The organism is Mycobacterium sp. shizuoka-1 (assembly GCF_002723835.1).
GTDB lineage: Bacteria > Actinomycetota > Actinomycetes > Mycobacteriales > Mycobacteriaceae > Mycobacterium.
On sequence record NZ_BEWG01000055.1, the window covers coordinates 119,194 to 141,566 of the forward strand.

The window sequence follows — 22,373 nt, forward strand, 5'->3', positions numbered from 1 at the left end:
ACCCATGCGGATGGCCACCTTCAACATCCTGCACGGCCGCAGCACCGACGATGGGCAGGTCAACCTGGAGCGACTGGCGGCCTGTATCCGCCGGCTCGACCCCGACGTGCTGGCCCTGCAGGAGGTCGACTGCGATCAGCCACGCTCATCGCTGGCCGACCTCACCGCGATCGCCGCCGCCGCGATGGGGGCCGCGTCGCACCGGTTCGTCGCTGCCATCTCCGGTACCCCGGGGGCGACGTGGATGGCGGCCACCGGCAGCGAGCAACCGGGCACGGCCGCGTACGGGATCGCACTGCTGTCGCGCTATCCGGCGATTTCCTGGCAGGTGCTGAGGCTGCCGCGGATTCCGGTCCGGTTCCCGATGTATCTGCCCGGCCCCAACCGGGTGCAGATCGTCGACGAGGAACCCCGAGCGGCGATGGTGGCCCAACTCGACACCCCGGTGGGCGTGCTCACGGTGGCGAACACCCACCTGTCCTTCGTGCCCGGCTGGAATCGCATCCAGCTCGCGCGGTTGATCCGCGACCTTCACGGTCTTCCCGGCCCTCGGGTGCTGATGGGCGACCTCAACATGTCCCCGGCGGCGGCGGGCCGGCGCAGCGGCCTGCGCCCACTGGCCGTCGCGCCGACCTTTCCGCTGCACTGCCCGAGCCGCCAGCTCGACCACATCCTCACCGATCACGATGGCCTGGTCGCCACCGACGCCTCGGCACCGGTGTTGCCGATCTCCGACCATCGCCCGCTCGTGATCGACGTGTCGCTCCGCTGAGGGGTGGTCGCGCCGTACATTGCTGGCGTGCGGATTACCTCCGCGGAATCGACGGAGCTGTTCGTCGGTCCGCCCGATGCGCCGCTGCAGGTGGTCCGAGCCGACTACCGAGGGGCCGGTGCCGCCCAGACCGTGCGGGTCTCCGGGGACGGCATGGCGTCCGACGACATCGCCCTGGCGCCCGGAGACGGGACCGTCGAGATACCGGTGCGCGTGCACCAGCCCGTGCCTGGCCAGCAGCGGCGGGCCCGCGTCGGTGAGCTCTCCTTCGCGTTCACCGTCGCCGAGCCGGGCTGGACGATGTACATGATCAGCCACTTCCATTACGACCCGGTGTGGTGGAACACCCAGGGCGCCTACACCAGCCTGTGGACCGAGGAGCCGCCCGGGCGGGCCCGGCAGAACAACGGGTTCGCGTTGGTCGCCGCTCACCTCGAAATGGCCCGGCGCGACCCGGATTACAGGTTCGTGCTCGCCGAAGTCGACTACCTCAAGCCCTATTTCGACACCCATCCCGAGGATCGGGCCGACCTGCGCCGGTTCATCGCCGACGGGCGCGTCGAGGTGATGGGCGGAACCTATAACGAACCCAACACCAACCTGGTCGGCGCCGAGACGGCGATCCGGAATTTCGTGCATGGCGTCGGGTACCAGCGCGACATCCTGGGCGCCGACCCAGCCACCGCGTGGCAGCTCGACGTCTTCGGTCACGACCCGCAGTTCCCGGGGATGGCCGCCGACGCCGGCCTGACATCGAGTTCGTGGGCCCGCGGCCCGCATCACCAGTGGGGTCCGATGGCCTCCGAGAACGGACAAGCCGGCGACCCGCGGCGCATGCAGTTCCGCAGCGAGTTCGAGTGGATCGCCCCGTCCGGTCTTGGATTGCTGACCCACTACATGCCCGCGCACTATTCGGCGGGGTGGTGGATGGATTCCGCGCCGTCGCTGGCCGAGGCGGAGGCGGCCACCTATCACCTGTTCTCCGAACTGAAATCGGTGGCGCTGACCCGCAACGTGCTCCTGCCGGTGGGCACCGACTACACCCCGCCGAACGCGTGGGTCACCGAAATCCACCGGGACTGGAACGCCCGCTACACCTGGCCCCGGTTCATCTGCGCGCTGCCGTCGGAGTTCTTCGCCGCGGTGCGGGCCGACACCGCCCGCCGCGGGGTGTTGCCCTCGCCACAGACCCGCGACATGAACCCGATCTACACCGGCAAAGACGTCTCCTACATCGACACCAAACAGGCCAACCGGGCGGCCGAGGACGCCGTGCTCGGCGCCGAACGGTTCGCCGTGTTCGCCGCGCTGCTCTCCGGTGCGCGCTACCCCGAAGCCGCCCTGGCCAAGGCCTGGGTGCAGCTGGCCTACGGCGCCCACCACGACGGCATCACCGGCTCGGAGTCCGATCAGGTCTACCTGGACCTGCTGACCGGCTGGCGTGACGCGTGGGAGTTGGGCAGCGCCGCACGCTCCGGTGCGCTCCAGCTGCTCTCTCGGGCTGCCGCGGCCGAGCCGGGTTCGGTGGTGGTGTGGAATCCGTTGGCGCACAAGCGTACCGACATCGTCACCGTGCAGTTGGCGACACCGATCGGACCCGGCGTCGCGGTGGTCGACTCCGCAGGCGTGGCCGTCCCCGCGGTGGTATCCGACGACGGGCACCTGGTGAGCTGGCGCGCCGACGACGTCGACTCCCTCGGATGGCGCAGCTATCAGGTCGCCGCGGCGGACGCCGGCGGCTGGCAGACCGCCGACGGAGTCCAGATCGGCAACGAATTCCATCGCCTGCGGGTCGATCCCGCCCGCGGCGGCGGCGTGGTCTCGCTGATCGAACTGGCCGCCGACCGCGAACTGATCGCAGCCGGCCAGGTGGGCAACGAACTGGCCGTCTACGACGAGTACCCGGCGCATCCGCAGGCCGGGGAGGGCCCGTGGCATCTGCTGCCGACCGGGCCGGTGACGTGTTCGTCTGCCACCGTCGCGGATTCGGTCCGTGCGTTGCGCAGCCCACTGGGCGAACGGCTCGTCGTCACCGGCCACATCGGTGAGCTGTTGCGCTACACCCAGGTGTTGACTCTGTGGCACGGAATCGACCGGGTGGACATCAGCACCACCATCGACGAGTTCACGGGTGCCGATCGGCTGGTCCGGCTGCGCTGGCCCTGCCCGGTCCCCGGTGCGCTGCCGGTCAGCGAGGTCGGCGACGCCGTCATCGGACGTGGATTCGGACTGATGCACGATCCCGCCTCGGGGCAGGACCGGGCGGTCGACTCCGCCGAACATCCTTGGACACTGGACAATCCGGCGCACGGCTGGTTCGGGTTGTCCTCGGCGGCACGCATCCGGGTCGGATCGGTGGCCCGAGCGGTCTCGGTGGCCGAAGTGGTGGTGCCCAACGAGGACACCCCCAGCGCCCGCGATCTGATGGTGGCGCTGGTGCGCGCCGGAGTGACCGCGACCTGCAGCGGCGCCGGGCGTCCGCGGTACGGGCACCTCGCCGTCGACTCCAACCTGCCTGATACCCGAATCGCGTTGGGCGGTCCGGACGACAACGCCTTCACCGCGGCGGTGCTGGCCGCCGCCGACCACGTCTACACCGCGGAACTGCACCGCCAGCTCTCGGCCACCGGGCAGGCCCGGGTTTGGGTGCCGGCCGCCCGACCGTTGTCGCAGGTGTGGGTGCCCGACGCCGACCTGCGTGAGGTGCTCGCCCTGCCGGTGCTCATCGTCGCCGGTCACTGGGCAGGCGGACTGACCGATGCCGTCGCCGCCGTCGTCGACGACCTCGACGACGCGCAGATCGACGTCACCCAAGATGCCCCCTCGGGCGGCGGGGAGTTCGAATCACGCACGGTCGCATTGCTCAACCGCGGCGTACCCGGGTTCGCTGTCGAGCGCGACCACACGTTGCACAGCTCGCTGATGCGCTCCTGCACCGGATGGCCTTCGGGGGTGTGGATCGACCCGCCGCAACGTAAGACCCCGGACGACTCCAACTTCGCGCTGCAGCACTGGACGCACACTTTCGATTTCGCGCTGGTGTCCGGGCGTGGCGACTGGCGGGATAATCAATTGCCTTCCCGCAGTGCTGAATTCAACCATCAGATGGTGTGTGTCGTGGCCGCGGACGGGGCAGGTGTGCTGGCTGCCGACGGCTCGCTGCTGCGCGTGGAACCCGCGGGGGCCGTGCACCTGGGAGCACTCAAGATCGGCGGCAACCCCACGGCCACCGGCAGCTCGGCTGCGGTCGACCCCGAGGACGTCACCGTGCGTCTGGTCGAAACCCGCGGCAGCGCAACCGATGTGACCCTGTCCTCCGATGTGGGTACTGTCTCCGCGGTGGTGTCGGCTGATCTGCTCGAGACCGCGCGGGGCGACGGCCGCCGGCCGCTGCACCTGCACGGGTACCAGATCGCGACCCTGCTGGCCCGGCTCGACGTGCGGGCCGTGCTCGACGCCGACGGGGAGATGTTGGCGCCCGAAGCCGAGAGCGCCCAACCGCTGTACGCCCGGTACTGGTTGCACAACCGCGGCCCCGCCCCACTGGGCGGGCTGCCCGCGGTGGCGCACCTGCACCCCGAGACCGTCGCCGCCGAGCCCGGTCAGCGGCTGCGGCTACGGCTGACCGCGGCCAGCGATTGCAGCGATGCCAGCCTGCTCGGCGATGTGCGGCTGCGCGGTCCGCGCGGCTGGACCGTCGGCCCGCCCGAGTTGTCCTTCGAACTGCCCGCCGGCCACCACCGGGAAGCCGAGATCGTCGTCGACGTGCCGCCGGACGCCGTGCCCGGGCACTACCCGCTACGGGCACAGCTGACGCTGGGTGGCGATGTGCCCGTGGCATGGCGGCAGCCGGTCGAGGACGTCTGCGTGGTCTCGGTCGGCACCCCCGACGCCCTGGTGCAGCTGGTCGCCGAGCCGGACGCGGTCGTCGTCGCAGCCGGGCAGCGCGCCCGGCTGGCCGTCACCGTCGGCAGTTCCGCCGGCACCGATCTGGTGGTCGAGGCACATCTCATCAGCCCGTGGGGGACCTGGGAATGGATCGGCCCGGCCGCACGCGGTGCCGTGCTGAGTGCCCGCTCGACGGTCGAGATCGCCTTCGACGTCACCCCGCCGCCGTGGCAGCAGCCGGGAACCTGGTGGGCGCTGATCCGGGTCGGCTGCGCGGGCCGGCTGCTCTACACACCGGCGGTGGCGGTGACGGTGCGATGAGTGTGGTGGCCACGGTGGCCGGGATGGACGTGGGAGTCGACGAGGTCGACGCCCGCGAGGCGGCATTGCGGGCCGCACCTCAAGTTGCGGCCCTGCCCCGACCGCACACCAGCGAAGGCCGCCAGTTACGCCGGTGGCTGACCCAGTTGCTGGTCGCCGAGAAGCTGGTGGCCCGCGAGGCGGAGACGCTCGGTGTACGCGTCACCGCGGCCACGCCGGACGAAGAAGACCTGCTGCCCGACCAGACCGCGCGGCTCGAGATCGGCAGCATCGCGGCCGCGGTACTCGTCGACCCCGTCGCACGCGCGGTGTTCGATCACGTCACCGGCGATGTCGACGTCGACGAGCGCACCGTCGTCGATTTCCACACCCGCAACCCGCGGCGGTTCCTGCGGTTCCAGGGAACCGGCTGGCAGGTGGCCTGCGAACCAGACCTGGCCGACGTACGGCCGTTGATCGTCGCGCACCTGCGCGGCGCCGCCCGGCGGCGTCGATTCCGGATGTGGCTCGACCAGCACCGCGCCGATCTGGTGTGGCTGGCGCCGGGCTACGAACATCCCGGCGACCCGCGTCAACCCGACAACACCCACCGCCACTGATGACAAATACCTCTGCAACCCTCGCGCTGGACATCGGCGGCACCAAGATCGCCGCCGGCCTCGTCGCCGCCGATGGGCGCCTGCTGTACGAGACCCGCCAGCCCACCCCGCGCAGCCACGACCCCGAAGAGGTGTGGGCCGCGACCCAGCGCGCCCTGGCCGATGCGCTCGGAGCCGCCGAGGGCCCCGTCGACGGCGTCGGCATCGCCGCGCCGGGCCCCGTCCACCTGCCCACCCAGACCATCAGCCCGGTGAACATGCCGGCCTGGCGGGACTTCCCGATCCGCGACCGGGTGGTCGCCGCGGTGCCCGGCGTGCCCGTCCGCATGGCCAACGACGGGGTGTGCATGGCACTGGGGGAGCACTGGCGTGGGGCCGGACAGGGAGCGGCCTTCCTGCTCGGCATGGTGGTCTCCACCGGGGTAGGCGGCGGCCTGGTCCTCGACGGTCGGCCTTATCACGGGCGGACCGGGAACGCGGGCCACGTCGGACACGTCATCGCCGACCCGGACGGCCCGCGATGCGTGTGCGGGGCCCGCGGGTGTGTGGAAGCCATCGCCAGTGGACCGAACCTGGCGGCGTGGGCCCGCGGGCAAGGCTGGGCCGGTACCGACGCCAAGGAGCTCGCCGACGCCGCAGCCGGCGGCGACGGCATCGCGCTGCGGGCATTCCAACGCGCGGCGCGGGCGATCGCGGCGATGATCGCCTCGGTGGGCGCCGCGTGCGACCTGGACCTCGTCGTCGTCGGCGGTGGCGTGGCCAAAGCCGGGCCGGTGCTGTTCGACCCCGTGCGAGCCGAGTTGAGCAACTACCTCGGCCTGGACTTCTTGTCCGGGCTGCAGGTGGTGCCCGCCGCACTGGGCGGGCAAGCCGGGCTGGTCGGCGCCGCGGCGCTGCTGCGCGGCTGACCCGCGAGCAGACGCAGACTCGCATGGCGCACGGGGTTTTTGTGCGATTGTGCGTCTGCTCGGCGAATTAGGAATTCAGCGCGGGCGCACGCTATCCTTGGCCAGTTCCACCGAAGACCGTCGGTTACCGAGCAATCGGTTGAAGGTCCCGGACATCCCGGGCGGCCTACGCAGGAGGACGAGGTAACAGTATTTTTCTGCGCGCCCCGACCTGTCCTGTGTCGGGGCGTTCGTGTTTTCCGGCCCTTTGCGCCCGTCGGTTGGTGGACGTCCCAACCAACACGAGGAGGCAAGCATGGCCAAGGCTGACAAGGCCACCGCGGTCGCCGACATCGCCGAGAAGTTCAAGGAGGCGACGGCCACCGTCGTCACCGAGTACCGCGGCCTGACGGTGTCCAATCTTGCCGAGCTGCGCAGGTCCCTGGGTCAGGGGACGACGTACACCGTCGCCAAGAACACCTTGGTGAAGCGTGCGGCGTCCGAGGCCGGTGTCGAGGGCCTCGACGAACTGTTCGCCGGACCGACCGCCATCGCGTTCATCAGTGGCGAGCCCGTCGACGCCGCCAAGGCGATCAAGAAGTTCGCCAAGGACAACAAGGCGCTCGTCATCAAGGGCGGCTACATGGACGGTCGCGCTCTGTCCGTCTCCGAGGTCGAGCGCATCGCCGACCTGGAGTCGCGCGAGGTGCTGCTGTCCAAGCTGGCCGGCGCGATGAAGGCCAAGCAGTCCCAGGCCGCGGCGCTGTTCGTTGCGCCCGCGTCCCAGGTCGCCCGCCTGGCCGCAGCTCTGCAAGAGAAGAAGGCCGGCTCGGAATCGTCCGAGCCCGCCGCCTGAACCACCACACCCACCACAGATAAGGAATCACCATGGCAAAGCTGTCCACCGACGAACTGCTCGACGCGTTCAAGGAAATGACCCTGCTGGAGCTCTCTGAGTTCGTGAAGCAGTTCGAGGAGACCTTCGACGTCACCGCCGCCGCTCCGGTCGCCGTCGCGGCTGCCGGCCCCGCCGCCGGCGGTGCCGCCGCCGAGGCCGCCGAGGAGCAGTCGGAGTTCGACGTCATCCTCGAGGGTGCCGGCGACAAGAAGATCGGCGTCATCAAGGTCGTCCGCGAGATCGTTTCCGGCCTGGGCCTGAAGGAAGCCAAGGACCTCGTCGACGGCGCTCCCAAGCCGCTGCTGGAGAAGGTCAACAAGGAGGCCGCCGACGACGCCAAGGCCAAGCTCGAGGCCGCCGGCGCGACGGTCACCGTCAAGTAGGTCTGTCATCGAAGAAATCCCCCGCGGGCATGCGTGCCCGCGGGGGATTTTCTTGTCCCGTCCCACCGGGCGAGAAGGTGGCAACGTTGCGGCGGGATCATCGATCACAGGTCGGTACACAAACTCAGTGGCGCCAATCGGCGTGCGCTACAGTGACTCAAACCACAGGCCATCGCAGCGATGGCTGACCAGCGTGGGCGGAAGGATCCGGCGTGGGCATTGCTATTCAGGTCGAGGGGTTGACGAAGTCGTTCGGTTCCCAGCGAATCTGGGAGGACGTGACCCTCGACATCCCCGCCGGTGAGGTCAGCGTGCTCCTGGGTCCGTCGGGTACCGGCAAGTCGGTGTTCCTGAAGTCGTTGATCGGTCTGCTGCGCCCGGAGCGCGGCAAGATCATCGTGGACGGCACCAACATCATCGAGTGCTCGGCCAAGGAGCTCTACGAGATCCGCACGCTGTTCGGCGTCATGTTCCAGGACGGCGCGCTGTTCGGTTCGATGAACCTGTTCGACAACACCGCCTTCCCACTTCGTGAGCACACGAAGAAGAAGGAATCCGAGATCCGCCAGATCGTGATGGAAAAGCTCGACATGGTCGGTCTGGGTGGCGACGAGAACAAGTTCCCCGGTGAGATCTCCGGCGGTATGCGCAAGCGAGCAGGCCTGGCCCGCTCTCTGGTGCTCGACCCGAAGATCATCCTCTGCGACGAGCCCGACTCGGGCCTGGACCCGGTGCGCACCGCGTACCTGTCCCAGCTGCTGATCGACATCAACGCCCAGATCGACGCGACGATCCTGATCGTGACGCACAACATCAACATCGCCCGCACGGTGCCCGACAACATCGGCATGCTGTTCCGTAAGCACCTGGTCATGTTCGGTCCCCGCGAGGTGCTGTTGACCAGCGAAGAGCCGGTCGTGCGGCAGTTCCTCAACGGTCGTCGCATCGGCCCGATCGGTATGTCGGAGGAAAAGGACGAGGCGACGATGGCCGAAGAGCAGGCCATGGTCGACGCCGGTCACCACGACGGTGGCGTCGAGGAAATCGAGGGCGTGCCCCCGCAGCTGACGGTCACCCCGGGCATTCCCGAGCGCCAGGCCGTGCACCGCCGCCAGGCCCGCGTGCGCCAGATCCTGCACACCCTGCCGCCGGCCGCCCAGGAAGCCATCCGAGACGACCTCGAAGGCACCCACAAACTGCCGACCCACACCTTCGCCGGCGAGCCCGCGCACGTCGCGCACGCCGAGGACGGCCGCAGCTGACTTCATCGTAGAAACGCGGGAGGATGACCGGCACCGAGCACAAGCCGACGTTCTGCCGCATCTGCGAGCCGCTGTGCGGCATGATCGCGACCGTCGAGGACGGCAAGCTGGTCGCTCTGCGGCCGGACAAGGACCACCCGGTCTCGCAGGGGTTCGCCTGCCCCAAGGGCATCGCGTTCGCCGAAGTGCACAACGACCCGGACCGGGTCACCACCCCGCTGCGCCGGTTGCCCGACGGGCGATTCGAGCCCGTCGACTGGGACGAGGCGATGTCCGACATCGCCCGCCGGCTGGCCGAGGTGCACCGCAGACACGGTTCCGGGGCGCTGGGCTGGTACTTCGGTAATCCCGGCGCCTTCAGCTACTCCCATCAGCTCTGGCTCAACGTCCTGCTGCTCGGGCTGGGGTTGAGATCGCATCTGTTCACCGCCGGCTCGCAGGACATCAACAACCGGTTCGTCGCCAGCCAGCTGCTGTACGGCTCGCCGCTGAGCCTTCCGGTGCCCGACGTCCTGCGCACCGACTTCCTGGTCGTGATCGGCGCCAATCCCGTCGTCTCGCACGGCAGTGTGCTGACCGCTCCGCGGCTGCGCGACCGCATGCACGACATCGTCAAGCGCGGTGGGCGAGTGCTGGTCATCGATCCCCGCAAGACCGAAACCGCCGCCCAGTTCGAGTGGCTGGGCATCGTGCCCGACACCGACGCCTATCTGCTGCTGTCGCTGCTGCAGGTGATGCTCGGCGAGAACCTCGCCGATCGGGCGGCCGTCGACGCCCGGGCGGTCGGGCTGGACTGGCTCGACCGTCTGGCCGCCCCGTTCACCCCGGAGGCCACCGAGCGGCATACCGGCATCGCGCCGGACATCGTTCGTGGCCTGGCCCGAGATCTGGTGACCACCCCGCGCGCCGCCGTCTACGGCCGGATCGGCACGAGTGTGGGACGCAGCGGAACGCTGACCACCTACCTGCTCGACGCGGTCAACCTGGTGGCAGGCAACCTGGACCGGGCCGGCGGGGCGATGTTCGGCACATTCGGAATGCCCGCCGAGCGCTGGCTGATGAAACCGCTGGCCGCGGCCCTGCGTGCGGTGTATCGGCGTAAACGGTCCCGGATCGGCGGTTTCCCGTCGGTGCTGCTGTCAGAGCCCGCCGCGATCATGGCCAGGGAAATCACCACCCCGGGCCCCGGCCAGGTGCGGGCGCTGTTCGTCAGCGCAGGCAACCCGGTGCTGTCGGTGCCCAACGGTGCCGAGCTGGAAAACGCTCTGCACACCCTGGAGCTGTCAGTCGGGATCGACCTCTACATCAACGAGACGACCGCGCACTGCGATTACGTTCTGCCCGCGACCACGATGTACGAGCGCGACGACTTCCCCCTGCCGTTCCAGATCCTGCAGCCGACTCCGTTCCGGCAGGCCACCGAGGCGGTGGTGGCGCCGGCCGGCCAGGCCCGCTCGGAGTGGGCGATCATCGACGAACTCAGCCGCCGGCTGGCCGACCGCACACCGGCGCTGCGCGGTCTGGATGTGATTCGCAAAGTGTTGGGACGCTTCGGTTTTCGGCTTACTCCGCGGCTGGTGGCCGACGCCGTCATCCGGCTCGGCGCAGGTGGTGACCGGTTCGGGCTCAACCGCGGCGGCCTGAGCTTTCGGAAGTTGACCCGCGACCACCCGCACGGGGTGGTGCTGGCACCCAACCTGCGGCCCGGAGTGCTACCCGAGGTCGTGGTCTACCGCGGGGCCAAGATCCGTCTGGCGCATGCCGACATCGAGACCGAAATCCACGCACTGGCCCGGCGCACCGAGCCCGACGGCTATCCGCTTCGGCTGATCGGCATGCGCGAGCTGCGGTCGGAGAACTCGTGGATGCACAACGCCCCGCTGCTGATGCGCGGAAACCGGGTGCAGACCGCGCTGATGCACGTCGACGACGCCGCCGACCTGCAGCTCGCCGACGGCGACCGGATCCGGGTGAGCTCGCCGTACGGCGAGATCGAGCTGCCCGTGACCGTGACCAAGGACATCGTGGCCGGCGTGATCGCGATCCCGCATGGCTGGGGGCACACCGGCTCGGGCGGCTGGCGCACCGCCAATGACGCCGGCGGAGCCAACGTCAACCAGCTGATGTCCAGCGCGCCAGAGGATCTCGAGCCGTTGGCCGGGATGGCCCGGCTGACCGGAGTCGCGGTCGCTGTCCACCCGGTCTGACGAAACGGTGACATCGCGGTCTGGGGGACGGCATTTCGCCGCGGACCCCGGTGGCGATTGAGTACGTTTTCCCGATCGTCAATCCCGGGGAGGCGGTCAGCGATGGCGCAACGGCAGGTGTTGTTTTCCACCGGCGCGGTGGTGGTGGGTCTGGGCGCCGCACTGCTGTCCGCGTCCGGTGTCGCGCACGCCGACGGCACCGACGGGTCGGGCGGCGCGAACGCGTCATCGGACTCCGCGACGTCGGCGGGCCCCAAGTCCGAGGCCGGTAGCCGGCGGGCAGCTGAGCCGGCACCCGGCGCCGGTGCTGCCACAGCATCGTCTGGTGGGAGCTCGAGCCGGTCGACGACGGGAAAGCCGAAGCCGGTGGCCAGCCGGGCCTCGAAGGGGGCAACCGGCGGAGTCGACCGGCGAGTCGGTAACCAGACCGCGCCCGCCGTGACCGAGGCCGCCGCGACCGAGGCTCCCGCCACGCAGGCCGCCACCCAACCGGATGTCGTTCCGGCCACCGCCGCGGTCGGTACCTCCCGGCGCGCAGCGGAAGCCGCTGCCCGGCGGGCCTACATCAACCAGATCATCGCCTCGGCGGGCACGCTGACCGTCAGCCCCGCGGCCACCGCATCCGCCTCGGAGCCCGCCTCCGACCTGCTGGCCACCGCGGTTGTCAACCTGCTCACGGGTCTGGGCGTGTCACCCCGCACCCGGGTCGCGGCCGCCACCACCACGCCGGTGGCCACGGCCGCCGCGGACCCGCTGCTGCCGGTCGCGCCGACCAACGGGGTCACCGGTGTGCTCGTCGGGCACTCCCGCCTCGACATCCCCGGCGCCTTCATCGGCAAGACTGTCGCCGCCGACTGGTACTTCCCGACCCAGGCCGACGGCAGCGTCGACGCCCAAGGCGTCATCTGGCTGCAGCACGGCTTCGGCGCCACCAACACCTTCTACTCGGCGTTGGCCAAGGATCTGGCGCAGCAGACCAACAGCATCGTGGTGGCACCGACGCTGTCCTCGATTCCGATGACCTTCTCGGGCGGCTGCCTGACCTGCGAGGTCACCCAGCAGGACGCCGCGGCCCTGCTCGGCCCGGACCGGTCGACGCTGCTGAGCAGCGCCGTCGCGGCGGGCTACACCGGCGCGGAGCTGCCCGAGCGGTTCGTGCTGGCGGGACACTCTGCCGGCGGCGGGTTCGCCACCGCGGTGGCCGACGACTACCTGGCCGGCAACGACGGCCAGTACGACCCGACCGACCTGGTCGGGGTGCTGATGTTCGACGGCGTCTCCAACGGCTCCCTGGACGGGTCGTTCGCCACCCAGGTCTCGGCGTTGGCCGCGGCAGGCAAGCCGATCTACCAGATCGCCGCCCCGGCGCAGAGCTGGAACCTGTTCGGAGCCACCACCAACGTGCTGTCGGCGACTCTGCCCGGCACCTTCATCGGCGTCGTGCTCCAGGGCGGGTCGCACGTGGACTCCATGCTCGGGGTCAACCCGATCTTCGACGCCGTGTTGCAGTTGGTGACCAGGCGCGTCCCGGCCGGCAACACCGCGGCGGTGTACACCCTGAGCAACGGCTGGATCAACGACATGTACTCCGGCGCCACCCCACAGGACCCGGTGTACGGCCTGTATGCGGCGTCCAACCAGCAGATCATCATGGGCCCGACCGCCGCGGTGGGCCTGCCCGCCGCGCAGGCCAACCAGCTGTCGTTCGTCGACCGGATCGTCAAAGGTGTGATCGACACCGTCGGCGGACTGTTCGGGTTCGAGTTGCCGCCACCGGTCAACAGCGGCGACAACGGGCTGGACCCGAACACGCCGGTGGTGCGGGTCGGCAACGGCGTCACCGGCGTCAGGACCGGATCTGCGGTGCTCGACATCCCGTGTGGTCCCAACGGCTACGCCGCGCCGGCCAACTGGTACTTCCCGACTCAGGCCGACGGCACCGTACAAGCCAACGGGGTGATCTGGCTGCAGCACGGCTTCCTCGGCTTCAACGACTGGTACGGCGACATGGCCCAGCAGCTGGCCCAGGAAACCAACAGCATCGTGGTGGTGCCGGACATCTTCTGGTTCGACACCCCGCTGTGCCCGGGCTGCTATCTGGGCGGCGAGCAGATGCGCGAAGCGGTCGCGGGGATGTTCTCCGGCAGCCGCTCGGCGCTGACCATCAGCGCCAACGCCGCCGGGCTGGAGGGCACGCTGCCGGAGAAGTTCCTGCTCACCGGGCACTCCGCCGGCGGGAACTTCGCCACCGCGGTGGGGGCGCTGATCACCCAGACCGATCAGGTCGACAACCTGCTCGGCGTGGTCATGTTCGACGGGGTGTCCCGCGACCCGCTGTTCACCGACTCGCTGACCGCGTTGCAGGCGGCCGGCATCCCGGACTACCAGATCGCCGCGCCGCCCCAGCCCTGGAACGCCTACGGGGTGGCGACCGAACTGATGCAGGCCTTCTACGGCAATCAGTTCTACGGGGTCCAGATCGACAACGGCTCGCACACCGACGTGATCGCGGGTGACAACCTGTTCGCCTGGCTCGGCGAGATCGCCAGCGCGATCATCGTCAAACCCTCTCCGCCCGGTGCCAAGGATGCGGTGCGCACCTTCGCCACCGGCTGGGTCAACGACATCTACGCCGGCAAGGGCCCCACCGATCCGCTCTACGGCATCTACGGCAGCCCCAACAACGGTCAGTACGTACCCAACCAGCCGATCGTGATGGGCCAGGCCGGGGCCGCGACACTGCCCGCCCCGCCACCGGTGAACGTCACCGAATACGCCAACGGTCAGCCCTGGTACGAGCAGGGCAGCGTGAAGCTGCCGTTCGCGTGGGGCCTGGTCAACACCAAAGCGGTGTACACGCTGAACGCCGACGGCTCGGTCCGGGTGCAGAACTCCGGCAACTACTTCGGGCCCAACGGCCCGCAATCTCAGATCGTCGGCTCCGCGGTGAGCGTCAACCCGGACCTCAACACCCGGCTTGACGTGGCGTTTTTCAACGGCACGCCGAGCAGCGCCGAACCGGGCAACTACTGGATCCTCGACTACGACCCCGACTATCAGTGGGTGATCGTGAGTGATCCGAGCGGCTTCTCGGGCTACATCCTGACCCGGGACCAGACCATCCCGGCCGGCGAGTACAGCGCTTTGGTGTCACGGGCCCGCCAACTCGGGGTGTGGGGGCCGATCACCCCGACCCGGCAGTATCCGGCCACCGTCGCGGTCTGAATCTGGCAGCCATTTTCCACAACAAACACCGCGTTTCCCTTGACGGAAAGGCCCAAACGGTCCAGTCTGTTGACCAGCATGTGTGTATGGGTAGCTAGATCGCCAGCCAGCGTCAGCCCGCCCGGCATGAGCTTGTTGAGGAATGCGCCGTTCTACGCTATCGTTGGACGTTGCGCTGGCTGCCTCCTGCCCACCTCAACCTGCACCTGACACCGCCGGTCCTTGAATCTGAGTTCGTCTCAGAGACCTGTTTGCGTGTCGTGTGCGTCGGGGACAGGCCCGGGCCTCGAGTAGGCCAGCCGAACCGACGCAGATATCGCGACCTCTCGGATCACCTCCGGCTGTCGCATTAGGTGCTGGAAGGATGCATCTTGGCAGTCTCTAGCCAGAGCAAAACGACTACTACTTCTAACTCCGTTCCCGGAGCACCAAAACGAATTTCCTTCGCCAAGCTGCGCGAGCCTCTCGAGGTACCCGGCCTGCTCGACGTTCAAACGGAATCGTTCGAGTGGCTGATCGGCTCGCCGCGCTGGCGTGGTATCGCCGAGGCGCGTGGTGACGTCAACCCGGTGGGCGGCCTCGAAGAGGTTCTCACCGAGCTGTCGCCGATCGAGGATTTCTCGGGCTCGATGTCGCTGAGCTTCTCCGACCCGCGGTTCGACGAGGTCAAGGCTCCGGTCGACGAGTGCAAAGACAAGGACATGACGTACGCGGCTCCGCTGTTCGTCACGGCCGAGTTCATCAACAACAACACCGGCGAGATCAAGAGCCAGACGGTCTTCATGGGTGACTTCCCGATGATGACCGAGAAGGGCACCTTCATCATCAACGGCACCGAGCGTGTCGTGGTCAGCCAGCTGGTCCGGTCGCCGGGTGTGTACTTCGACGAGAGCATCGACAAGTCCACCGAGAAGACGCTGCACAGCGTCAAGGTGATCCCCGGCCGCGGTGCGTGGCTGGAGTTCGACGTCGACAAGCGCGACACCGTGGGTGTGCGCATCGACCGCAAGCGCCGTCAGCCGGTCACCGTGCTGCTCAAGGCGCTCGGCTGGACCAACGAGCAGATCCGGGAGCGCTTCGGCTTCTCCGAGATCATGATGTCGACGCTGGAGAAGGACAACACCGCCGGCACCGACGAGGCTCTGCTGGACATCTACCGCAAGCTGCGGCCGGGCGAACCGCCCACCAAGGAATCCGCGCAGACCCTGCTGGAGAACCTCTTCTTCAAGGACAAGCGCTACGACCTGGCTCGGGTGGGCCGCTACAAGGTCAACAAGAAGCTGGGCCTGAACGCCGGCCAGCCGATCACCAGTTCGACGCTGACCGAAGAGGACATCGTCGCGACCATCGAGTACCTGGTGCGCCTGCACGAGGGCCAGACCACGATGACCGCCCCCGGCGGCGTCGAGGTCCCGGTCGAGGTCGACGACATCGATCACTTCGGCAACCGCCGCCTGCGCACCGTCGGCGAGCTGATCCAGAACCAGATCCGGGTCGGCCTGTCCCGCATGGAGCGCGTCGTGCGCGAGCGGATGACCACCCAGGACGTCGAGGCGATCACGCCGCAGACCCTGATCAACATCCGTCCCGTCGTGGCGGCGATCAAGGAGTTCTTCGGCACCAGCCAGCTGTCGCAGTTCATGGACCAGAACAACCCGCTGTCGGGTCTGACCCACAAGCGTCGCCTGTCGGCGCTGGGCCCCGGTGGTCTGTCCCGTGAGCGCGCCGGCCTGGAGGTCCGCGACGTGCACTCCAGCCACTACGGCCGGATGTGCCCGATCGAGACCCCTGAGGGTCCGAACATCGGTCTGATCGGCTCGCTGTCGGTGTACGCGCGGGTCAACCCGTTCGGCTTCATCGAGACGCCTTATCGCAAGGTCGTCCAGGGTGTGGTCACCGACGAGATCCACTACCTGACCGCCGACGAGGAGGACCGCCACGTCGTGGCGCAGGCCAACTCGCCGACCGACGACACGGGCAAGTTCACCGAGCCCCGCGTCCTGGTCCGCCGTAAGGGCGGCGAGGTCGAGTACGTCGACGCCACCGAGGTCGACTTCATGGACGTCTCCCCGCGCCAGATGGTGTCGGTCGCGACGGCGATGATCCCGTTCCTCGAGCACGACGACGCCAACCGCGCCCTGATGGGTGCCAACATGCAGCGCCAGGCGGTTCCGCTGGTGCGCAGCGAGGCACCGCTGGTGGGCACCGGTATGGAACTGCGTGCGGCGATCGATGCCGGCGACGTGGTCGTCACCGACAAGTCCGGTGTGGTGGAGGAGGTGTCCGCCGACTACATCACCGTGATGGCCGACGACGGCACCCGGCACACCTACCGGATGCGCAAGTTCGCCCGCTCCAACCACGGCACCTGCGCCAACCAGCGTCCGATCGTGGACGCCGGCCAGCGGGTCGAGTCGGGCCAGGTGCTCGCCGACGGGCCGTGCACCGAGAACGGTGAGATGGCGCTGGGCAAGAACCTGCTCGTCGCGATCATGCCGTGGGAGGGCCACAACTACGAGGACGCGATCATCCTCTCCAACCGCCTGGTGGAGGAGGACGTGCTCACCTCGATCCACATCGAGGAGCACGAGATCGATGCCCGCGACACCAAGCTGGGCGCCGAGGAGATCACCCGGGACATCCCGAACGTCTCCGATGAGGTGCTGGCCGATCTCGACGAGCGCGGCATCATCCGCATCGGCGCCGAGGTCCGCGACGGCGACATCCTGGTCGGCAAGGTCACCCCGAAGGGCGAGACCGAGCTGACCCCGGAGGAGCGGCTGCTGCGCGCGATCTTCGGCGAGAAGGCCCGCGAGGTCCGCGACACGTCGCTGAAGGTGCCCCACGGTGAGTCCGGCAAGGTCATCGGCATCCGGGTGTTCAGCCGGGAGGACGACGACGAGCTGCCCGCCGGCGTCAACGAGCTGGTCCGCGTCTACGTGGCCCAGAAGCGCAAGATCTCCGACGGTGACAAGCTCGCCGGACGCCACGGCAACAAGGGCGTCATCGGCAAGATCCTGCCGGTCGAGGACATGCCGTTCCTGCCGGACGGCACACCGGTGGACATCATCCTGAACACCCACGGTGTTCCGCGACGGATGAACATCGGCCAGATCCTGGAAACCCACCTCGGGTGGGTGGCCAAGGCCGGCTGGAACATCGAGGGCTCTCCGGAATGGGCGGGCAACCTGCCCGAGGATCTGCTGACGGCCGAGCCCAACAGCATCGTCTCCACGCCGGTGTTCGACGGTGCCCGGGAAGAGGAGCTGCAGGGCCTGCTGAGCTCGACGCTGCCCAACCGGGACGGCGAAGTTCTGGTCAACGGCGACGGCAAGGCCGTGCTGTACGACGGCCGCAGCGGCGAACCGTTCCCGTACCCGGTGACGGTCGGCTACATGTACATCCTCAAGCTGCACCACCTGGTGGACGACAAGATCCACGCCCGCTCGACCGGTCCGTACTCGATGATCACCCAGCAGCCGCTGGGCGGTAAGGCGCAGTTCGGTGGTCAGCGGTTCGGTGAGATGGAGTGCTGGGCCATGCAGGCCTACGGCGCGGCGTACACGCTGCAGGAGCTCTTGACCATCAAGTCCGACGACACCGTCGGCCGGGTCAAGGTCTACGAGGCGATCGTCAAGGGCGAGAACATCCCCGAGCCGGGCATTCCGGAGTCGTTCAAGGTGCTGCTCAAGGAGCTGCAGTCACTGTGCTTGAACGTTGAGGTGCTGTCTTCGGACGGCGCGGCGATCGAGATGCGTGACGGTGACGACGAGGACCTGGAGCGCGCTGCTGCCAACCTCGGTATCAACCTGTCGCGCAACGAATCTGCGTCCGTCGAGGACTTGGCCTAGTTACTAGCAGTACTAATCCCGAAAGGGGAAAGGGAGTTACGTGTTAGACGTCAACTTCTTCGATGAACTCCGGATCGGCCTGGCCACCGCTGAGGACATCCGCAACTGGTCCTACGGCGAGGTCAAGAAGCCGGAGACCATCAACTACCGCACGCTCAAGCCCGAGAAGGACGGCCTGTTCTGCGAGAAGATCTTCGGACCGACTCGCGACTGGGAGTGCTACTGCGGCAAGTACAAGCGCGTCCGCTTCAAGGGCATCATCTGCGAGCGCTGCGGCGTCGAGGTCACTCGCGCCAAGGTGCGCCGCGAGCGGATGGGCCACATCGAGCTGGCCGCTCCAGTCACCCACATCTGGTACTTCAAGGGTGTGCCCTCGCGTCTGGGCTACCTGCTGGACCTGGCGCCGAAGGATCTCGAGAAGATCATCTACTTCGCCGCGTACGTGATCACGGCGGTCGACGACGAGATGCGCCACAACGAGCTGTCCACTCTCGAAGCCGAGATGGAGGTCGAGAAGAAGGCCGTCGCCGACCAGCGTGACTCCGATCTGGAGGCCCGTGCCCAGAAGCTCGAGGCCGACCTGGCCGAGCTGGAGGCCGAGGGCGCCAAGTCCGACGTGCGCCGCAAGGTGCGCGACGGCGGCGAGCGCGAGATGCGTCAGCTGCGTGACCGGGCCCAGCGTGAGCTGGACCGCCTGGAGGAGATCTGGACGACCTTCACCAAGCTGGCCCCCAAGCAGCTCATCGTCGACGAGAACCTCTACCGCGAGCTGGTCGACCGCTACGGCGAGTACTTCCAGGGCTCGATGGGTGCGGAGTCGATCCAGAAGCTCATCGAGAACTTCGACATCGACGCCGAGGCCGAGAACCTGCGTGAGGTCATCCGTAGCGGCAAGGGGCAGAAGAAGCTTCGGGCGCTCAAGCGTCTGAAGGTGGTCGCCGCGTTCCAGCAGTCGGGCAACTCCCCGATGGGCATGGTGCTCGACGCGGTCCCGGTGATCCCGCCGGAGCTGCGCCCGATGGTCCAGCTCGACGGTGGCCGCTTCGCGACCTCCGACCTCAACGACCTGTACCGCCGCGTGATCAACCGCAACAACCGGTTGAAGCGACTGATCGACCTCGGCGCGCCCGAGATCATCGTCAACAACGAGAAGCGGATGCTTCAGGAGTCGGTGGACGCGCTGTTCGACAACGGCCGTCGCGGCCGTCCGGTCACCGGACCGGGCAACCGTCCGCTCAAGTCGCTGTCCGATCTGCTCAAGGGCAAGCAGGGCCGGTTCCGCCAGAACCTGCTCGGTAAGCGCGTCGACTACTCGGGCCGTTCGGTCATCGTGGTCGGCCCGCAGCTCAAGCTGCACCAGTGCGGTCTGCCGAAGCTGATGGCGCTGGAGCTGTTCAAGCCGTTCGTGATGAAGCGACTGGTCGACCTGAACCACGCGCAGAACATCAAGAGCGCCAAGCGGATGGTCGAACGTCAGCGTCCGCAGGTGTGGGATGTCCTCGAAGAGGTCATCGCCGAGCATCCGGTGCTGCTGAACCGTGCACCCACCCTGCACCGCCTGGGTATCCAGGCCTTCGAGCCGCAGCTGGTGGAAGGCAAGGCCATTCAGCTGCACCCGCTGGTCTGTGAGGCGTTCAACGCCGACTTCGACGGCGACCAGATGGCGGTGCACCTGCCGCTGAGCGCCGAGGCGCAGGCCGAGGCCCGCATCCTGATGCTGTCGAGCAACAACATCCTGTCGCCGGCATCGGGCAAGCCGCTGGCCATGCCGCGTCTGGACATGGTCACCGGTCTGTTCTTCCTGACCACCCTGGTTCCCGGGGACAAGGGCGAGCACACCGCGGCGGCCAAGGATGCCCCGGAGAGCGGCGTGTACAGCTCGCCGGCCGAGGCCATCATGGCGATGGACCGCGGTGCGTTGAGCGTTCGGGCTCAGATCAAGGTGCGCCTGACGCAGCTGCGTCCGCCGCACGAGGTCGAGACCGAGCTGTTCGGTGAGAACGGCTGGCGGCCGGGCAATGCCTGGACCGCCGAGACCACGCTGGGCCGGGTGCTCTTCAACGAGCTTCTGCCGCAGGGGTATCCGTTCGTCAACGAGCAGATGCACAAGAAGGTCCAGGCCCGGATCATCAACGATCTGGCCGAGCGCTATCCGATGATCGTCGTCGCGCAGACCGTCGACAAGCTCAAGGACGCCGGCTTCTACTGGGCCACCCGTTCGGGTGTCACCGTCTCGATGGCCGACGTCATCGTGCCGCCGGAGAAGCAGGAGATCCTCGAGCGTTACGAGGCCGAAGCCGATTCGGTCGAGAAGAAGTACCAGCGCGGTGCGTTGAACCACCAGGAGCGCAACGACGCCCTCGTCGAGCTCTGGAAGGAAGCCACCGAAGAGGTCGGTAAGGCTCTGGAGGAGCACTACCCCGAGGACAACCCGATCATCACGATCGTGAAGTCCGGTGCGACGGGTAACTTCACCCAGACCCGCACCCTGGCCGGCATGAAGGGTCTGGTGACCAACCCGAAGGGTGAGTTCATCCCGCGCCCGATCAAGTCCTCGTTCCGCGAGGGCCTGACGGTGCTGGAGTACTTCATCAACACCCACGGCGCCCGTAAGGGTCTGGCGGACACCGCGCTCCGCACCGCTGACTCGGGCTACCTGACCCGTCGTCTGGTGGACGTGTCCCAGGACGTCATCGTGCGCGAGCACGACTGCGGCACCGAGCGCGGCATCATCGTCGATCTCGCCGAGTTGCAGGGCGACACCCTGATCCGCGATCCGCACGTCGAGACCTCGGCGTACGCCCGCACGCTGGCCGCCGACGCGGTCGACGAGAAGGGCAACGTGATCGTCACCGCCGGACACGATCTCGGCGACCCGGCGATCGACGCGCTGCTGGAAGCCGGCATCACCTCGGTCAAGGTTCGCTCGGTGCTCACCTGCACCAGCGCCTCGGGTGTGTGCGCGATGTGCTACGGCCGCTCGATGGCCACCGGCAAGCTGGTGGACATCGGCGAGGCGGTCGGCATCGTGGCCGCGCAGTCCATCGGTGAGCCCGGTACCCAGCTGACCATGCGCACCTTCCACCAGGGTGGTGTGACCGGTGGCGCCGACATCGTCGGTGGTCTGCCCCGCGTGCAGGAGCTGTTCGAGGCGCGTATCCCGCGCAACCGGGCCCCGATCGCCGATGTGGCCGGACGGGTCCAGCTCGAGGAGACCGACAAGTTCTACAAGATCACCATCGTTCCCGATGACGGGAGCGAGGAGGTCGTGTACGACAAGCTCTCCAAGCGTCAGCGGTTGAAGGTGTTCAAGCACGACGACGGAACCGAGCGACTGCTGGTCGACGGTGACCACGTCGAGGTCGGTCAGCAGCTCATGGAGGGCTCTGCCGATCCGCACGAGGTGCTCCGTGTCGAGGGCCCGCGCAAGGTGCAGATCCACCTCGTCAAAGAGGTCCAGGAGGTGTACCGCGCGCAGGGTGTGTCGATTCACGACAAGCACATCGAGGTCATCGTTCGGCAGATGCTGCGCCGCGTGACGATCATCGATTCGGGCGCAACGGAATTCCTGCCCGGATCGCTGACCGAGCGCAGCGAGTTCGAGTCGGAGAACCGTCGCGTGGTCGCCGAGGGCAACGAGCCCGCGGCGGGTCGCCCGGTGCTGATGGGTATCACCAAGGCGTCGCTGGCCACCGATTCGTGGCTGTCGGCGGCGTCGTTCCAGGAGACCACTCGCGTGCTGACCGATGCGGCCATCAACTGCCGCAGCGACAAGCTGCAGGGTCTGAAGGAGAACGTGATCATCGGCAAGCTGATCCCGGCCGGTACCGGTATCAACCGCTACCGCAACATCCAGGTACAGCCGACCGAAGAGGCACGGGCCGCGGCGTACACGATCCCGTCCTACGAGGATCAGTACTACAGCCCGGACTTCGGCCAGGCGACCGGTGCCGCGGTGCCGCTGGACGATTACGGCTACTCGGATTACCGGTAGCTAGTCAAGGAAAAGCCCCCGCTTCGGCGGGGGCTTTTTCTGTTGCCGAGCGTAACGCCAGGGCGGCTTTTGGCGCCGAATGCCAC

At 68.1% G+C, this 22,373-nt stretch carries 11 protein-coding genes; all 11 read left to right on the top strand.

Annotation, left to right across the window (positions count from 1 at the left end):
* The first annotated feature begins 4 nt into the window (after positions 1–4).
* The 11 genes from MSZK_RS16645 to MSZK_RS16695 all read left to right on the top strand — a co-directional run bounded on the left by MSZK_RS16645 (position 5) and on the right by MSZK_RS16695 (position 22,287).
* Positions 5–772 (top strand): endonuclease/exonuclease/phosphatase family protein, encoded by a 768-nt coding sequence (locus MSZK_RS16645; RefSeq protein ID WP_099249662.1) that lies wholly within the window; start codon positions 5–7, stop codon positions 770–772.
* A gap of 27 nt (positions 773–799) precedes the next feature.
* Complete coding sequence (locus MSZK_RS16650) at positions 800–4,981, top strand: NEW3 domain-containing protein (protein WP_099249745.1); 4,182 nt, start codon at positions 800–802, stop codon at positions 4,979–4,981.
* Complete coding sequence (locus MSZK_RS16655; protein ID WP_199203369.1) at positions 4,978–5,580, top strand: malonyl CoA-ACP transacylase; 603 nt, start codon at positions 4,978–4,980, stop codon at positions 5,578–5,580. Before MSZK_RS16650 ends, MSZK_RS16655 begins: the two co-directional genes overlap by 4 nt.
* The gene (locus MSZK_RS16660) at positions 5,580–6,488 is read left to right on the top strand and encodes an ROK family protein (RefSeq protein ID WP_099249665.1); all 909 of its coding nucleotides are present in this window, start codon (positions 5,580–5,582) and stop codon (positions 6,486–6,488) included. Before MSZK_RS16655 ends, MSZK_RS16660 begins: the two co-directional genes overlap by 1 nt.
* Positions 6,489–6,783: 295 nt before the next feature.
* Positions 6,784–7,323, top strand: coding sequence for a 50S ribosomal protein L10 (rplJ, locus tag MSZK_RS16665; RefSeq protein WP_099249668.1), 540 nt, complete (start codon positions 6,784–6,786; stop codon positions 7,321–7,323).
* A 32-nt stretch (positions 7,324–7,355) separates the two neighbouring features.
* Positions 7,356–7,748, top strand: a complete 393-nt coding sequence (rplL, locus tag MSZK_RS16670; protein WP_099249671.1) for a 50S ribosomal protein L7/L12 — start codon at positions 7,356–7,358, stop codon at positions 7,746–7,748.
* 212 nt (positions 7,749–7,960) lie between these two features.
* A complete protein-coding gene (locus MSZK_RS16675; protein ID WP_099249674.1) occupies positions 7,961–9,010 on the top strand; it encodes an ABC transporter ATP-binding protein in 1,050 nt (349 codons plus the stop codon).
* Positions 9,011–9,033: 23 nt separating this feature from the next.
* A complete protein-coding gene (locus MSZK_RS16680; protein ID WP_099249677.1) occupies positions 9,034–11,217 on the top strand; it encodes a molybdopterin-dependent oxidoreductase in 2,184 nt (727 codons plus the stop codon).
* A gap of 102 nt (positions 11,218–11,319) precedes the next feature.
* Positions 11,320–14,442, top strand: coding sequence for a lipocalin family protein (locus tag MSZK_RS16685; RefSeq protein ID WP_099249679.1), 3,123 nt, complete (start codon positions 11,320–11,322; stop codon positions 14,440–14,442).
* A gap of 371 nt (positions 14,443–14,813) precedes the next feature.
* Complete coding sequence (locus MSZK_RS16690; protein ID WP_099249752.1) at positions 14,814–18,293, top strand: DNA-directed RNA polymerase subunit beta; 3,480 nt, start codon at positions 14,814–14,816, stop codon at positions 18,291–18,293.
* Between the two features lie 40 nt (positions 18,294–18,333).
* On the top strand, positions 18,334–22,287 hold the full coding sequence (locus MSZK_RS16695; RefSeq protein ID WP_099249682.1) for a DNA-directed RNA polymerase subunit beta': 3,954 nt from the start codon (positions 18,334–18,336) through the stop codon (positions 22,285–22,287).
* Positions 22,288–22,373: the final 86 nt, after the last annotated feature.

Bases quoted from the DNA above. Each gene is read 5' to 3' on its own strand.
- MSZK_RS16660 (WP_099249665.1), top strand. From the start codon at position 5,580: ATGACAAATACCTCTGCAACCCTCGCGCTGGACATCGGCGGCACCAAG.
- MSZK_RS16685 (WP_099249679.1), top strand. From the start codon at position 11,320: ATGGCGCAACGGCAGGTGTTGTTTTCCACCGGCGCGGTGGTGGTGGGT.
- MSZK_RS16645 (WP_099249662.1), top strand. From the start codon at position 5: ATGCGGATGGCCACCTTCAACATCCTGCACGGCCGCAGCACCGACGAT.
- rplL (WP_099249671.1), top strand. From the start codon at position 7,356: ATGGCAAAGCTGTCCACCGACGAACTGCTCGACGCGTTCAAGGAAATG.
- MSZK_RS16655 (WP_199203369.1), top strand. From the start codon at position 4,978: ATGAGTGTGGTGGCCACGGTGGCCGGGATGGACGTGGGAGTCGACGAG.
- MSZK_RS16680 (WP_099249677.1), top strand. From the start codon at position 9,034: ATGACCGGCACCGAGCACAAGCCGACGTTCTGCCGCATCTGCGAGCCG.
- rplJ (WP_099249668.1), top strand. From the start codon at position 6,784: ATGGCCAAGGCTGACAAGGCCACCGCGGTCGCCGACATCGCCGAGAAG.